The organism is Pseudomonas sp. LAMO17WK12:I10, from assembly GCF_900215185.1.
In the GTDB taxonomy this organism is placed as follows: domain Bacteria; phylum Pseudomonadota; class Gammaproteobacteria; order Pseudomonadales; family Pseudomonadaceae; genus Aquipseudomonas; species Aquipseudomonas chlororaphis.
In genome coordinates, this window is record NZ_OBDX01000002.1 from 446,939 (window position 1) to 461,446 (window position 14,508).

At 63.8% G+C, this 14,508-nt stretch carries 19 protein-coding genes; 9 read left to right on the forward strand and 10 right to left on the reverse strand.

The window, feature by feature from the left end; translation table 11 throughout:
• Nucleotides 1-83 precede the first annotated feature (83 nt).
• On the forward strand, nt 84-557 hold the full coding sequence (locus CRO75_RS04275; protein WP_009042620.1) for a cyclic nucleotide-binding domain-containing protein: 474 nt from the start codon (nt 84-86) through the stop codon (nt 555-557).
• On the opposite strand, the gene CRO75_RS04280 is transcribed toward CRO75_RS04275, so the two are convergent.
• The gene (locus CRO75_RS04280) at nt 554-859 is read right to left on the reverse strand and encodes a hypothetical protein (protein WP_009042619.1); all 306 of its coding nucleotides are present in this window, start codon (nt 857-859) and stop codon (nt 554-556) included. The genes CRO75_RS04275 and CRO75_RS04280 overlap by 4 nt on opposite strands.
• A 75-nt stretch (nt 860-934) precedes the next feature.
• Here CRO75_RS04280 and CRO75_RS04285 point away from each other — a divergent pair, with 75 nt between their 5' ends.
• The 4 genes from CRO75_RS04285 (at nt 935) to CRO75_RS04300 (ending at nt 3,135) form a co-directional block, all read left to right on the forward strand.
• On the forward strand, nt 935-1,621 hold the full coding sequence (locus CRO75_RS04285; protein WP_092417768.1) for a hypothetical protein: 687 nt from the start codon (nt 935-937) through the stop codon (nt 1,619-1,621).
• 49 nt (nt 1,622-1,670) lie between these two features.
• Nucleotides 1,671-2,036, forward strand: coding sequence for a YajD family HNH nuclease (locus CRO75_RS04290; protein WP_009042617.1), 366 nt, complete (start codon nt 1,671-1,673; stop codon nt 2,034-2,036).
• 165 nt (nt 2,037-2,201) lie between these two features.
• On the forward strand, nt 2,202-2,669 hold the full coding sequence (locus CRO75_RS04295) for an RNA methyltransferase (RefSeq protein WP_007926908.1): 468 nt from the start codon (nt 2,202-2,204) through the stop codon (nt 2,667-2,669).
• Nucleotides 2,670-2,757: 88 nt separating this feature from the next.
• Entirely contained in the window at nt 2,758-3,135 is a 378-nt protein-coding gene (locus CRO75_RS04300) for a DUF2892 domain-containing protein (RefSeq protein WP_097134525.1), read from the forward strand.
• 130 nt (nt 3,136-3,265) lie between these two features.
• Here the strand turns inward: CRO75_RS04300 and CRO75_RS04305 are convergent, their stop codons facing one another.
• Nucleotides 3,266-4,504: a hypothetical protein gene (locus tag CRO75_RS04305; RefSeq protein WP_097134526.1), complete on the reverse strand. Its 1,239-nt coding sequence runs from the start codon at nt 4,502-4,504 to the stop codon at nt 3,266-3,268.
• Between the two features lie 46 nt (nt 4,505-4,550).
• Nucleotides 4,551-5,000: a YcgN family cysteine cluster protein gene (locus CRO75_RS04310; RefSeq protein WP_007926912.1), complete on the reverse strand. Its 450-nt coding sequence runs from the start codon at nt 4,998-5,000 to the stop codon at nt 4,551-4,553.
• Between the two features lie 420 nt (nt 5,001-5,420).
• Between CRO75_RS04310 and CRO75_RS04315 the strand changes: the two genes are divergently transcribed.
• Nucleotides 5,421-6,014, forward strand: coding sequence for a nitroreductase family protein (locus CRO75_RS04315; RefSeq protein WP_007926913.1), 594 nt, complete (start codon nt 5,421-5,423; stop codon nt 6,012-6,014).
• A 156-nt stretch (nt 6,015-6,170) separates the two neighbouring features.
• Here the strand turns inward: CRO75_RS04315 and CRO75_RS04320 are convergent, their stop codons facing one another.
• The 6 genes from CRO75_RS04320 to CRO75_RS32500 all read right to left on the reverse strand — a co-directional run bounded on the left by CRO75_RS04320 (nt 6,171) and on the right by CRO75_RS32500 (nt 11,457).
• A complete protein-coding gene (locus CRO75_RS04320) occupies nt 6,171-7,103 on the reverse strand; it encodes a D-2-hydroxyacid dehydrogenase (protein WP_097134527.1) in 933 nt (310 codons plus the stop codon).
• Between the two features lie 127 nt (nt 7,104-7,230).
• A complete protein-coding gene (locus CRO75_RS04325) occupies nt 7,231-7,524 on the reverse strand; it encodes a YcgL domain-containing protein (protein ID WP_007926915.1) in 294 nt (97 codons plus the stop codon).
• Nucleotides 7,521-8,654 carry a ribonuclease D gene (rnd, locus tag CRO75_RS04330; RefSeq protein ID WP_097134528.1) on the reverse strand — a complete coding sequence of 378 codons (1,134 nt, stop codon included), beginning with the start codon at nt 8,652-8,654 and terminating at the stop codon, nt 7,521-7,523. The genes CRO75_RS04325 and rnd overlap by 4 nt, the downstream gene beginning before the upstream one ends.
• Nucleotides 8,655-8,776: 122 nt before the next feature.
• Nucleotides 8,777-9,460: a class I SAM-dependent methyltransferase gene (locus tag CRO75_RS04335; RefSeq protein ID WP_097134529.1), complete on the reverse strand. Its 684-nt coding sequence runs from the start codon at nt 9,458-9,460 to the stop codon at nt 8,777-8,779.
• A gap of 84 nt (nt 9,461-9,544) precedes the next feature.
• Entirely contained in the window at nt 9,545-11,194 is a 1,650-nt protein-coding gene (locus tag CRO75_RS04340; RefSeq protein WP_097134530.1) for a phosphoethanolamine--lipid A transferase, read from the reverse strand.
• A 47-nt stretch (nt 11,195-11,241) separates the two neighbouring features.
• The gene (locus tag CRO75_RS32500) at nt 11,242-11,457 is read right to left on the reverse strand and encodes a hypothetical protein (protein WP_143503887.1); all 216 of its coding nucleotides are present in this window, start codon (nt 11,455-11,457) and stop codon (nt 11,242-11,244) included.
• On the opposite strand from CRO75_RS32500, the gene CRO75_RS04345 reads away from it, so the two are divergent.
• The gene (locus tag CRO75_RS04345) at nt 11,456-12,238 is read left to right on the forward strand and encodes a transporter substrate-binding domain-containing protein (RefSeq protein ID WP_062823330.1); all 783 of its coding nucleotides are present in this window, start codon (nt 11,456-11,458) and stop codon (nt 12,236-12,238) included. The two genes, CRO75_RS32500 and CRO75_RS04345, sit on opposite strands and share 2 nt — an antisense overlap.
• Here CRO75_RS04345 and cynR read toward each other — a convergent pair.
• On the reverse strand, nt 12,211-13,125 hold the full coding sequence (gene cynR, locus CRO75_RS04350; RefSeq protein ID WP_097134531.1) for a transcriptional regulator CynR: 915 nt from the start codon (nt 13,123-13,125) through the stop codon (nt 12,211-12,213). The genes CRO75_RS04345 and cynR overlap by 28 nt on opposite strands.
• A gap of 123 nt (nt 13,126-13,248) precedes the next feature.
• On the opposite strand from cynR, the gene CRO75_RS04355 reads away from it, so the two are divergent.
• Together CRO75_RS04355 and cynS are read left to right on the forward strand one after the other, a co-directional pair.
• Nucleotides 13,249-13,908, forward strand: a complete 660-nt coding sequence (locus CRO75_RS04355) for a carbonic anhydrase (protein ID WP_062823332.1) — start codon at nt 13,249-13,251, stop codon at nt 13,906-13,908.
• Between the two features lie 74 nt (nt 13,909-13,982).
• The gene (gene cynS, locus CRO75_RS04360; protein WP_097134532.1) at nt 13,983-14,453 is read left to right on the forward strand and encodes a cyanase; all 471 of its coding nucleotides are present in this window, start codon (nt 13,983-13,985) and stop codon (nt 14,451-14,453) included.
• Nucleotides 14,454-14,508 lie beyond the last annotated feature (55 nt).

Below are 14,508 nucleotides of genomic sequence, written 5' to 3' on the forward strand. Positions count from 1 at the left end.
TGTCTTAACACCGGAGCGCCGGCCCCAGGCCATACTGCACCTGCCCGGGACCGCAACAGACACAAGAAAAAGACCGTGACGACATGCCAGAACCTACCTTGTTGAACAATGAAATCCGCGACTGGCTGATGGACTGCGGATTGTTCGATCAGCTCTTGCCGGCCGACTTCAATGCCGCCGCCGGCTACTTCAGCATCAGCAGCATCGCCCAGGGCCAGGAGATCTTCCGCGAAGGCGATGCCGGCAGCTTCATGTGCATCATCCATTCCGGCCAGGTGGCGGTGCAGAAGACCAACAGCGAAGGCGTGCGCGTGACCATCGCCACCCTGCGCAGCGGTCGGGCCTTTGGCGAGATGGCGGTGCTCGATGGCGAGCGGCGTTCGGCCAGTTGCGTGGCCGCCAGCGATTGCCGGTTGCTCAACCTGGGCAAGGACTCGCTGGAGAAAATGCTCAACGACGCGCCGAAGATCGCCGCCAAGATCATCCGCGCCCTCGCCGTGTCACTGTCCAAGCGCCTGCGCATGGCCGACGGGCAACTGCTGTCGCAACAGGTCTAGCTACCCGGGGTCCTGGTTTTCGTTTCGTTCTGCTGCAACCCTGGCAAGGTCTGGTCCTTCGGCGGCTTGGGCATGTCGATCGGCGGCAGCAAGGGCGCACCGCCATGGGCCGTGGCCTTGGGGGTGCTGGGGGGCGTGACCTGCGGATAAGGGGTCGGGGTCGCGGTGCCGGGCGAGCCGGCGGCGGGGGCCGGAGTCACGGGCACCGCCTGCAGTTCCTCGGCGTGCACGGCGCTCATCGCGAGCGCCGCACTTAGCAAGAGCGCTGCGCGGGCAATGACCGTTAGAATAGTGCGTTTCATCAATGGCTCCATCGCTATTGTCAGCCCTCAGGCTACTCCCAACCGGGGCGGTTTGCCTTCCTCATTGAGACCCTCATGAAACGTTTCGTTCTGCTGGACACCACCCCGATTCCCGAAAATGGCGGTGCCTTGTGCCTGTTCGAATACGGCGAGGATTTTGTCATCAAGATCCAGGGCGGCGACGGCGGGCAATTGATGAACACGCGCATGCACGGCTCCGAAGACGCCCTGGCGGAAATTCCCTGCCGCAAGGTCGCCGGACGGCCAAATTCGCGGGTGCTGATCGGCGGCCTGGGCATGGGCTTCACCCTCGCCTCGGCCCTCAAGCACCTGGGCAAGAATGCCGAAGTGGTGGTCGCCGAACTGGTGCCGGGGGTGGTCGAATGGAACCGCGGGCCCCTGGGGGAGAAATCCGGCCGGCCGTTGCTCGACCCGCGCACGGTGATCCGCCTGGAAGACGTGGCCAAGGTGCTGCAGGCCGAACCCCAGGGCTTCGACGCGATCATGCTCGACGTCGACAACGGCCCCGAAGGCCTGACCCAGAGGGCCAACAGCTGGCTGTACTCCGCCGCCGGGCTGGCGGCCTGCGCCCGGGCCCTGCGGCCCAAGGGCGTGCTGGCCGTGTGGTCGGCCAGCGCCGACAAGCAATACTCCGACAAGCTGCGCAAGGCCGGCTTCAAGGCCGAAGAAGTGCAAGTCTTCGCCCACGGCAACAAGGGCACCCGCCACACCATCTGGATTGCCGAGAAGCTCAAGGCCTGAGCTAAACTGGGCTCATTACCGTCATTAGTCTTTGCCTAAAGGTGAACCCATGAGTTCGACCAACACTTCCAAGCTCGACCGCATCCTCGCCGACGCCCAGCGCGACCGCGAGATGGGCTACCGCGACAAGGCCTTGAAGATGTACCCGCACGTCTGTGGACGCTGCGCCCGCGAGTTCTCCGGCAAGCGCCTGAGCGAGCTGACCGTGCACCACCGCGACCACAACCACGACAACAACCCGCAGGACGGTTCCAACTGGGAACTGCTGTGCCTGTACTGCCACGACAACGAACACTCGCGCTACACCGACCAGCAGTACTTCGGCGAAGGCTCCCTGAGCACGCCGAAAGTCGCCAAGGCCACCCACAACCCCTTCGCCGCGCTGGCGGGGTTGATGAAGAAAGACGAAGAGTAACCTCCGCTCTTTCCGGTTCGACAGGACCGGTCTCTCGCGGGCAAGCGGCGCACCGGCAGACACTGACCCTGCAGGTGCGCCGCTTGCCCGCGATGCATTTGCCGGATCCAACCGCCGGCCGACAATCCCCGTATAATCGCGATTTTTCTCGAAGGCACCCCGCTCGTGGCAAACAAAAGGTACAGCTGCATTGGTTTGTATAACCCCAAGTCGCCGGAGAACGTCGGTTCGGTGATGCGCGCCGCCGGTTGCTATGGCGTCGCGTCGGTGTTCTACACCGGCAAGCGCTATGAACGGGCCCGCGATTTCGTCACCGACACCAAGAAGGTCCACCAGGACATCCCGCTGATCGGCATCGACGACCTGAAGAAGATCCTGCCCCTGGGCTGCGTGCCGGTGGCGGTGGAACTGGTGGAAGGCGCCCGCTCGCTGCCGGAATACACCCACCCGGATCGCGCGCTGTACATCTTCGGCCCGGAAGATGGCTCCCTGGACAAGGACATCCGCGACTGGTGCGAAGACGTGGTCTACATCCCGACCACCGGCTGCATGAACCTCGCCGCCACCGTCAACGTGGTGCTCTACGACCGCCTGGCCAAGGGCAACAACACCCGCTCCGGCCCCAAGTTCTGAGCACTGCTTCAAGTTCGCCGCACATTCGATGGAACAAGCGCCGCGCCAGCGCAGTCAGCTTTATATCCATCCCTCCTGGAGACAGATCATGAGCGACAGCAAACAACTGGAACCCATCGAAACCACCCCTTTCCAGAGCCCGGCGGAGCAGAACGTACAAGGCTGGGAGCGCATCGGCTCGCTGGCCGGCGGCGTGGTCATGGTCGGCAAGGGCCTGCGCCGTGGCGGTGTGTTCGGCCTGATCCAGGTGGCCATCGGCGGGGTCGCCCTGGCCCGTGGCATCACCGGCCACAGCTCGGCGAAAAGCCTGCTGGAGAAGAGCCGCCAGGATATGAATAACGTACGGGCGAAGATCGAGCGTGCCGGCGCGGAGCTGAAAACCCTCAAGGCCAATGCCGAGGCGGCCACCCGTACCGCGACCGTAACCGGCAACGATTCGTTGAAATCGCCCAAGGCCGGGGTCTGATAGTCGGACGCAGAATTCGCGTTGAATGACAGGACGCTATCGCGAGCAAGCTCGCTCCTACAGGAGAGTGGTGCTTCCCTCGTCAACCTGTAGGAGCATGCTCGCGATGACCGCAAAGCGGTCGACTCCACTAGCGCAATAAATCGCTGTCGAGCACCTTCGACGAGCCGTCCAGCACACTCTCGCTGAGCTGGATGAACTCTTTGGTGCTGACACGCTCCAGACGCATCACCGCCCGGGTCACGTCATCCAGCGAACGCTTGTTGCGGGTCTTCAGGCGGATCTCCCGATCCAGTTCCTGCAACAGCAGCACCGCCCTGGCCACCACCGGTGCGTCCACCTGTTCGCCACGCAGGCTGCTGACGCCGTGGCCGCTCTTGGCCAACCGAGTCTGCAGGGCCTGGTAACGCTCGTCACTCATGCCGCCGGCGCGGCGCATCAATTCGATGGCGTAGTACTCCGCCAGGCCCTCGCCGATCCAGTCGCTGCGTTCGCTGTCATTGATCCGGGCAAAGACCTGGATCACTTCGCGCAACAGCGGGCTGGTGCCGCTCTCGCTGACCAGCGGCAGGCGGCTGTGCAAGAACAGCGAATCGTGCCCGGCCAGGCTGCCGCGCCACATCGGGTCGGCCGCGCCGACGATCAGCAACTTGGTTGGATGACGGGGAAAGGTCGCCTGGATCTGCGGCCAGACGAAGGTCAGCAGGGTCAGCACATCCATGCGCCGCATGCCCTGCCCCTGTGGCGAGGCCACCGTGACCTCGGTCTCCCCCAGCCGCGTGCGACGACTGCCCAGGGCACCGGCCAGCATCCAGCCGGTGGGCCGGTCGAACAGGCGCGCGGGATTATCGATACGGAAACGATTCTTGCCGATCCGCGGCCAGGCGGTTTCCACGCTTTTCCAGCCCGCGGGCAACTCGAACTCCAGGCGCGACACCAGTTCGATGCCGTCCTGCTGGTCGAGCTTCGCCGCCGGCACCAGCGTATCGCCACGCAACAAGGTCCAATGCGGGGTCATGCGGCTGTCGAAACTGTCTTTCTTCAGGCTGTGGCTGATGCGCACCCGGTAGCTCAGGCTGGCCTTGCCGCCGGCCGGGCGCCATACGCCGCGCTGTACCGCGGGAGGCTTGGCCGCGCCGGACTGCCATTGGCCGTCGGCCTTGAAGTCGCTGTAATCGCCACGCGTGCCCAGGTCGAAATCCAGGCTGCGCACCGCCGCGCCGTCCGCCAGGGTCAGGCGCACCTCGGCCTGGTCGCTCTGCGGCAACAGGCGCACGTGGTAATCCAGATCGACTTTTTTCGCCGCCCACCCCGGCGCACTGAGCACCAGCAGCCAACCGGCCAGCGCCAGCCTTGCCCCCACAGCCATACACACTCCTTCGTGAAACAACCTTGAACGCAAGCGCGGCGTACCTTCAGCCGGCGCGGAAAATCAGATGATCTTCCCAGTCCTCTTCGGCCACGCTGCCTTCGGCGAGCATCCGCCCGGATTGGGAAATACGCTCATGGTGCACCGCGTCGCGGTCACCGCACACCAGATGGTGCCAGAGCGGCAGATCCTTGCCCTCGCTGACCAGGCGATAACCGCAGGTCGGCGGCAGCCATTTGAACTCATCGGCCTTGCCCGGGGTGAGCTGGATGCAATCCGGCACCGAGGCGCGGCGGTTGGCGTAGTCGCTGCACTGGCAGGTCTTCAGGTCCAGCAGTTTGCAGGCGATGCGGGTGTAGTAGACGCTGTTGTCTTCTTCATCCTCGAGCTTCTGCAGGCAGCACAGGCCACAACCGTCGCACAACGACTCCCACTCCTCCTGATCGAGTTGTTCGAGGGTTTTGCGGATCCAGAAGGGTTCAACTTTGGCGGCCATGGCTCAGGTAATCGGTATCGGACAGGGAAAAGGCCGCCAGTCTAGTGCCCAAGGCCCCGCGGGCCAAGCGCTGGCGACTGTCGGTAAGGCACTACTTGTCAGGCCGCATGCCGCGCAGTAGCTTTGCCTGTCGCAAAGCCCTATGTCCGCGTGCCAAGGAGCTGTACGAAAAGTCGGCGAGCGAAGGTCAGGCAAGGCAAAAACAGGCGAGGAAGCGGAGTGTAGGGACCTACATGAGCATTCCGAGCCTGTTTTTAACGCAGCATGACCGAGCGCAGCCACTTTTCGTTCAGCTCCTAACGCTCGACCGCGTCGCACCGGTGAATCGCCCAGGGCCAGGAAAAAACCCCATTGCCCAGTTCAACTGCGCTTGCCGGTTTATCCACCTTTCATTCTCAAACGTAGCCAGGAATCTCTGTCATGAGTGCCAATCCCCGCGTTGCCGAGTACGCCATCCACCCGCAGTTCACCGAGCGCTGGTCGCCGCGCGCCTTCACCGGCGAAGCCATTCCCGAGGAAACCCTGCTGAGCTTCTTCGAAGCCGCGCGCTGGGCGCCGTCGGCCTACAACTCGCAGCCGTGGCGCTTCCTGTATGCGCGCCGCGACACGCCGAACTGGGAACGCTTCCTCGGCCTGCTCAACGAGTTCAACCGTGGCTGGGCGCAGCACGCCTCGGCATTGGTGATCGTGATCTCGAAAACCACCTTCACCGCGCCTGGCGCCAGCGAGGAAACCCCGGCCCTGTGGCACACCTTCGACACCGGCTCGGCCTGGGGCCACCTGGCGCTGCAAGCCAGCATCAGCGGCTGGCACACCCACGGCATGGCCGGGTTCGACCAGGAGCTGACCCGCAAGGAGCTGAAGATTCCAGAAGGTTATGCCCTGCATGCCGCCGTGGCCGTCGGCAAACTGGGCGACAAGGCGAGCCTCGCCGAATACCTGCAGGCCCGCGAAGAGCCAAGCCCGCGTCGCCCGCTGAGCGAAACAGCGGCCGAAGGCGATTTCAGCCTGTAAACCAGCAACCTGTAGCCGCTGCCGCAGGCTGCGATCGGCTCCGAAGGAGACGCACTCCTGAGGGCCTCGGAAGGTCCTGCGGACCTTATCGCAGCCTGCGGCAGCGGCTACAGGGTCTACGCAAAAGGCGGCATCAGCCCCCCTCTGCGCAGCGCCTCAATACCCGCGGGTGAAATCCACTTCGCCACGCAACGCTGTATCGGCCTGATAGGCCCGCAGGTTGTCGATGAACAACTGCGCCATCAGGGTCGGCGAGGTCGGCGCCGAGCTGTGCCCGGTCAGCAGCAGGCCCCAGGCGGTCCAGAACGGATGGCGCTGCGGCAACGGTTCCTGACGGCAGACGTCGATCACCGCCCCCGCCAGATGCCCTTCCTTCAAGGCTTCCACCAGGTCCGCATCGACCACCGCGACCCCGCGACCGACGTTGATGAACAGGCCGGTCGGCTTGAAACGCTTGAACAGCGCCGCGTCGTACAGGTCATGGGTGTGCGGGGTGTTGGGCAGCAGGTTGACCACATAATCCACTTCGCCCACCAGGCGTCCCAGATCCGCCAACGCCGCCACTTCAATAAACGGCGCCTGCTCCCGGGCTTCGCTGGCGATGCCGTACAGCTCGACGCCGAATGGCAGCAGGAACTGCGCCACGCTCTGGCCGATATCGCCCGCGCCGACGATCAGCACCTTACGCCCGGCCAGGCTCTGGCCCGTGCGGTTATCCCACTTGCGCTCGACCTGGCTGACCAGGCGCGCCAAGACTTCGCGCTCGTGGCCGAGCATGTAGGTGAGCACGTATTCGGCCATGACCTGGCCAAAGATCCCCACGGCGCGGGTCAGCCGGTAATGGCGTGGCAGGCCGTCGGCGAGCAGCGGCGTGATGCCGGCCCAAGTCGATTGCAGCCACTGCGGCTGGTGGCCCTGGCGCAACAGGGTGGCCAGCAGGTCCGGCTGGCCGAGCCAGACCGGGCAGTCCGCGGCCAGCTTCGACAGCTCGGCGGAATCGCCGCTGGTGAGCACTTCCAGGTCAGGTGCCAGCTGACGCAACAAACGGGCATAAATAGCGTGATCGTGTTCGGCAATCAGAACGCGCATGGTTCAAACCTTACAAAACGGTGCAGGCAGCCACCGACGGAGTATCGCTCCATCGATCGCGGCAGCCGCCAGATAGAATCAGTTCCATTTTCAACGATGCCCCGGACAGGGCCTCTACAGGTGTCCGTCAGACCGGATCATTACGGCGCAGCAGCTCTTCGGGCAAGTGCTCGATGTACTCGTCCTCGGCCGGTGGCATCTGCAGGTGGTAACCCTGCTTCTCGAGGTTTTCCAGCACCTGGTGGATGTCCTCGCGCGACAGCTTGCGCTCCGGGCTCAGCACCAGGTCGAAGGCGTGCTGCGGCTTGCCGAACGCCGCCAGCAGGTTTTCCGGCACGCGCTCCAGGGCATCGCTCTTGAGCACGTAGAGGTACATCTCGTTCTTGCGCGGGCTTTTGTAGATCGAGCAGATACGTTTCATGGCTGTTCTCCGGCGGTGGCCAGGCTGTCGAGCAGCGCCTGGCCCATCAATTCGCGGCGCCAGCCACGCAGCGAATCGGGCAATTGGTAGGTTCCGTTGGGGAAGCCGCTCTTGAGCAGGCTTTCCAGGGTTTTCTTGCGCAGCATCAGTTCCGGGGCGATGCCCAGGCGCTCGGCTTCGGCCTGGCCCACGGCGCGCAGGCGCTTGAGCAGGGGCGAGGCTTCCATCGGCAACGGCTCGGGGACGGCCGGCGGCCACTGGTCGGGGCCGACGCTGGCGGCACGCTTGATCAGGCCCAGCAGGAACTCGCCGTCCTGACGCACGGTGCGCGGGTGCATGTCTTCGATTTTCGCCAGGGCGCCGAGGTTGTCCGGCTGGCTCTTGGCCAACGGCCACAGCGAGTGCTCGCGCACGATCCGGTTGCGCGGCAGATCCCGTGCCCGTGCCTCACGCTCGCGCCAGGCGCAGAGTTCACGCAGCACCGCCAGTTGCGCGCGGGACAGTTTCCAGGCCAGCTTGGCGTCGCGGTAGACCTCATAGGGATCGATTTCGCGGCGCAGGTTGGCCACCAGCTCGGCGCCGTCTTCCAGCACCCAGTTGTATTTGTCCTCGGACAGTTTCGGCCGCAGCCGGGTGAACACCTCGGCCAGGTGCACGGCGTCTTCGGCGGCGTAGCTGACCTGGGTTTCCGACAGCGGACGCTGCAGCCAGTCGGAGCGGGTCTCGCCCTTGGGCAACTCGATGCCCAGCACTTCCTGGACCAGCCGCGAGTAGCCCATGGAGAAACCCAGGTTCAGGTAGGCGGCCGCCAGTTGCGTGTCGAACAACGGTGCCGGCAAGCTGCCGGTCAGGCGTAGCAGGACTTCGAGGTCCTCGCTGCAGGCGTGCACCACCTTGACCACCGCGCTGTTCTCCAGCAAGGCCGCCAGCGGCTGCCAGTCGTCGATGGTCAAGGGGTCGATGAGGTAAGCGCGCTGGCCATCGCCGACCTGCAACAGGCCGGCGATCGGATAGAAGGTGTCGACCCGCATGAATTCGGTGTCGAGGGCGACGAATGGCAGCTTCTGCCACTCGGTGCAGAATTGACCGAGGCTATCGTTGTCGCGAATCCAGTGAATATCGATGGCCACACGGCTCTCCCTTGAAGAATGGCGCGCAGTATATATCGCCCTTGGCGATTTCTGAGCATTCACTCGACAAGAGCCTGCGCGAAATCGGCGCCCGGCCACAAGAATAGTCCGCACCCCGCCGGCTAACCCTGTTTGCGCAGGACGTAAACCCGCCAGGCAGCACAGCCGGGAATGAAATCCTGGTGGCTGAGCACTTCGAACCCCGCGCCCCTGAACTCGGTCTCGACCCGCGCCCGGCTGACGTCCATGCGTGGAGCACGCTGCAATTGCAGGGTGTCGTTGCCCTCCAGCCGGTCACGCATGACTTTCAAGCGACTGTCGATGCGCACCGCGAGGATCACCGAGTCGCGACTGACCCGATGGAATTCGCCCAGCAACGCCAGGCGTGCCTCGCTGCTGGCGACATGGGGGAACAGTTGCAGGCAGACGATGCAGTCCACCGCGTTGGCCGACAGGCCGATGCTGAACGACGAACTCTGGAAAGTCCTGACCCGCCTGAGCAGACTTGCCGGATGGTGGGTCTGGGCATGGTTGAGCATGTCCTGGGACGGGTCCGCCGCCAGGATCACCCGATTACTGTGCTCGCCCAGCACTGGCCAGAAGCGCCCCGCGCCGCACGCAAGATCGAGAATCAGCCCCGGCTCGCCCGCCACCTTCAACGCGCGGCGAACCAACCACTCGTCGCGCCACAACGACAGGCGCCGCCCCAGCCCGAGTGGGCGCTCGTCGCCACAGATGCGCGCATGCGCCTGGTCATAACGCCTGGCGAACTCGAGCTCGAGGGGGGATGGAGGGTGCGCGGACATGGATCTGCTGGCTCTTGTAAGTCTTGGATGAAAAACAGGTTACCGCCCCGATCGTGAAAAAAAGGTCGAACGCCGATCAAGGCTTCATTGCCGCGCCAGCACGCCGTCGACCACACTGCCCCGGCAACCGGCGAACAGGTCCAGCTCAGGCTGGTAGACCCGGCTGTCGACCTCCAGCAGACCGAGCATCGAGTGGAACAGGTTGTCCTGGCTCAGCGGTTTTTCCCGGCTCTGTTGCAGGCAATGGGTGTCCACCGAGAACGCCTTCTGATAGCTGTCCGAGAACCAGGCCAGCATCGCCACATGTTTCTGCTGCGACGGCGCGAGCATGTAGGGCGTGCCATGCAGGAACAGGTTGTATTCGCCCAGGGATTCGCCGTGGTCCGACAGGTAGAGCATGGCGGTATCGACCTTGTCCTGGTTGCTGCGCAGCAGGTCGATCAGGGTCGCCAGCACGTGGTCGGTGTACAGCAGCGTATTGTCGTAGCCGTTGACGATGCTCTCGCGGCTGCAATTGTTCAGGGCGTTGCTCTGGCACACCGGGGTGAAGCGCTCGTATTGCTTGGGGTAACGCTTGAAGTATTCCGGTCCGTGGCTGCCCATCTGGTGCAGGACCAGCACGGTGTCCTTGTCCAGGGTATCGATGAAATGCTGCAGGCCCTGGAGCAGGATCTCGTCGCGGCATTCGCTGTTGGCGCAGAGCGCCGGGTCCTTGAGGTTGCTGACATCGTCGAGGGTCACCCGGTCGCAGGTGCCCTTGCAACCGGACTGGTTGTCCCGCCAGATCACCTCGAGCCCGGCGCGCTTGAGCACGTCCAGCAGCCCTTCCTCGTTCTTCGCCTTGCTGGCGTCGTAGTTCTTGCGCCCCATGTTGGAGAACATGCAGGGCACCGAGACCGCGGTCTCGGTGCCGCAGGACGACACATCGGTAAAGGCGATCAGGCCGTTTTCCTGGCTGAGTTTCGGCGTGGTGTCGCGCTCGTAGCCCAGCACGCCGAAGTTCTCGGCCCGGGCACTTTCGCCGACCACCAGCACCGTCAGCGACTTGCGCGCATGGTTTTGCCAGGTCGGATTGCGCTGGGCATCTTCCCCGATCTTGACGAAGGGCTGGCGCGCCGAAACCACTTGCTCGCGCAGGTAACCGATGGAAGCGCCCACGTAGTTGCTCGGCACTATCATCAGGCGTAGTTCATGGTGATTGCGAAACAGCGAGGCCAGCCCCTGATAGTTGGCCAGGGCTACCCCGCCAATGGCCGCCGCGCACATAACGGAAACCAGCAACTTGCTCAATAACTCGCGGTGCCAGCGACGATAATTGATCGGGGCTTTCCACAATAACCAGGAAGGCAATAGACCCAGGAACAGAATATAAACAAGCAACTTCAGGGAAAGTAAGTCACGCACTTCCGTTGCATTGGTTTCGGCGAAGTTGCGAAACATTCCGGCATCTATCAGCACTCCGTACTGGCTCATGAAATAAGCCACGCCGGCACTGACCATAAACAATACAACCAGCACCGGCTTAAGTACCCGGCGAAACGCCAGCCAGGTCAGGATAAGGTTGAAGGCACAGAAGATCATCACCCCGAAAGCCACGCGCATGGCAATGCCGCGGGTGTCCGAGGCAGTAATGCTAAACAGGTGCTGCCAGAGCACAAAGTTGCAGCCAAGCAATAAAAAGGCGCTGGCAATCAACGTCACCCATTCGGGACGCAGGGGCTTGATGTTCAGCATGATGATCGGCGTGTTCCTTGAAAGAAGTGCGTCGTCAGGCCTGTTATTCAATGACTGCCCACGACAGCACGAACTTTAGGTAGCCGACCATCAACGTTTCGTGAAAAAGAAGCCAACAAATAGTTGGCATGGCCCTTTGCCAAAACTTTTTCGGCGAAAACGACCCGCGCGCACTGGCGAGCGATGCGCCTTGCCCCGTTCGAGCCCGGCGCAAATAATGAGCCGCCCTCGGCCACTCCCTCGTCATCAAGGATCGACCGCATGAAAGCACGCCTTCTGCTCTGCTCGCTGCTGACCCTCAGCGCCCCGGCCTTTGCCGCGCCAAGCACCTCGCACCTGGACCAGGTCATCGAACGCGGCCACCTGAACGTCTGCACCACCGGCGACTACAAGCCCTACACCTACCTGCGCGCAGACGGTGCCTACGAAGGCATCGACATTTCGATGGCGCAGTCCCTGGCGCAAAGCCTGGGGGTCGAGGTGAAGTGGGTGAAGACCACCTGGAAAACCCTGATGCCGGACTTCCTGGCAAACCAGTGCGACATCGCCGTGGGTGGTATTTCCGTGTCCCTGGAGCGGCAGAAGAAAGCCTTCTTCAGCGACACCCTGGGTGTCGACGGAAAAATCCCCCTGGTGCGTTGCGCCGACAAGCAGCGCTACCAGACCGTCGAGCAGATCAACCAGCCTTCGGTGCGCCTGATCGAACCGCCGGGAGGCACCAACGAAGTCTTCGCCCGGGCTCACCTGCCCAAGGCCAGCCTGACCCTGTTCGCCGACAACGTGACCATCTTCGAGCAACTGCTGGAGAACAAGGCCGACGTGATGATCACCGACGCTTCCGAAGCGCGCTTCCAGCAGAAACTCAAGCCGGGGCTGTGCGCGGTGAACCCCGAGCAGTACCTGCAATACAGTGAAAAAGCATTCCTGTTGCCACGGGACGACGTCGCCTGGAAAAGCTACGTCGACCAGTGGCTGCACCTGAGCAAGGCCACCGGTTTCTACAGCGGCGTGGTCAATCAGTGGCTGGCGGCGCCCACGCCCTGAGCCGTCAGCCGTTCGCGACAAGCAGCCGTCAGCAGCTCGCGAAAAGCCTGGCACGCGGCGCTGCGATAGGCGCCCTTGCGTCCCAGCAGCGCCACGCTGCGGGGCGCCAGGGGTGGTTGCAGGATCACCGGCCTCAAGCCTGGCTGCTCCTGGGTAATGGCCAGCGGCAGGATGGTCGCCAGCTGCCCACGGCGAACGATTTCGACAATCGCGCCGATGGAGTTGGCTTCGATGGCGATGCGCGGCGTCATGCCCTGCTCGCGACAATAACGGTCGATATGCTGGCGGGTGGCGAAATCGCCGCTGAGCAGCACCAGCGGCTGTCGCTCCAGCTCGGCCGCCGTCAGTTCCCGCGGTAGCTCGGGCTGCTGCTCGCGGCTGACCATCAGGCTCAGGCTCTCCTCGAACAACAGCTGGCTGTCGATGTCCGGCAGGTGCTGCCCGGCAAAGGCAATGCCCAGGTCCAGGCGGTCTTCGGCCAGGGCCGCTTCAAGTCGGTCCTGGGTCATCTCTTCGAGGCTCAGGGCGATCCCCGGATACCGCTGGTTGAAACGGGTCAGCAGCGGCCCCGCCAGGTACGTGATGAAGGTCGGGGTCATGCCCAGGCGCAACGAGCCGCGCCGCAGATCCTGCACGTCATGCATGGCGCGCCTGGCCGCCTCCAGGTCCTGCAGGGCCAGCCGCGCATAACGCACATAGGCCTCGCCGGCGTCGGTCAGGCGCACGGTGCGCCCCGAGCGGTCGAACAGCGGCGCGCCAAGGCTGTCTTCCAGTTGCCTGATCTGTTGCGACAGCGTCGGCTGGGACACGTGCAAGGCTTCGGCGGCGCGGGTGAAGTTGCCGTGCTCGGCGACGGCCAGCAGGTAACGGATATGACGTAGCAGCATGGTGTCTCCAGGCCAGGACTGCCAACTATAGGCAGTACTTATGGCCAGCATAACAAGCCAGTCTTGGACGCTATAGCTGAAATTTCCCATCCTTGCTCCATCAGCGATGCAAGGAGAACCACCATGCGGCACATCATCGACGGCTTTCTCAAGTTCCAGCGCGAAGCCTTCCCGAAACGCAGCGAGCTGTTCAAGCAACTGGCCACCACCCAGAACCCCAGCACCCTGTTCGTCACCTGCTCCGACAGCCGGGTAGTGCCGGAACTGCTGACCCAGCAGGAGCCAGGCGATCTGTTCGTGATCCGCAACGCCGGCAATATCGTGCCCTCCTACGGGCCGGAACCGGGCGGTGTGTCAGCCACCGTGGAGTACGCGGTGGCCGTGCTCGGGGTCAGCGACATCGTGATCTGCGGGCATTCGGACTGCGGCGCCATGACCGCCATCTCCACCTGCAAATGCCTGGACCATCTGCCGGCCGTGGCCAACTGGCTGCGCCATGCCGAGTCGGCCAAGGTGGTCAATGCCGCCCGCAGCCATGCCTCGGACGCAGCCCGCCTGGATGCCCTGGTGCGGGAAAACGTGATCGCCCAGTTGGCTAACCTGAAGACGCATCCCGCGGTCGCCCTGGCCCTGGAACAGGGCCGGCTGAACCTGCATGGCTGGGTCTATGACATCGCCAGCGGCGCCATTGCCGCGCTGGATGGCCCGAGCCAGGGCTTCGTGTCCCTGGCCGAACACCCCGACGCCTGCGCCTTGGTCGGCAAACCGCGACACGCGGCTTGAACGCTCCCTTTGCAACGACCCTTTTTCAACGACTCGTTCAACAACCGTTTCACCATCCCAACGAGGAACTCGACATGCTGCAATCCCAATTCGCCCAAGCCCCACGCCTGGCCCTGGCCGACACCATCATCGACGCCAAGGCACGCAAGAACCTGTCGTGGCAACAGCTCACCGACGGCACCGGCCTGAGCCTGGCCTTCGTCACCGCCGCCCTGCTCGGCCAGCACGCCATGCCGGCCGCCGCCGCCGACCTGGTCTGCAGCAAGCTCGACCTGGACCAGGACGCCAGCCGCCTGCTGCAAAGCATCCCGTCGCGCGGCAGCATCCCCGGCGGCATCCCCACCGACCCGACCGTGTACCGCTTCTATGAAATGCTCCAGGTCTACGGTTCGACCCTCAAGGCGCTGGTCCACGAGCAGTTCGGCGACGGCATCATCAGCGCCATCAACTTCAAGCTCGACATCAAGAAAGTCGAAGACCCGGAGGGCGGCTCCCGCGCGGTGATCACCCTGGATGGCAAGTACCTGCCGACCAAGCCGTTCTGATCGCCCGAGGCCCGCGCACCGTCGCGAGCCCCTGTAGCCGCTGCCGCAGGCTGCG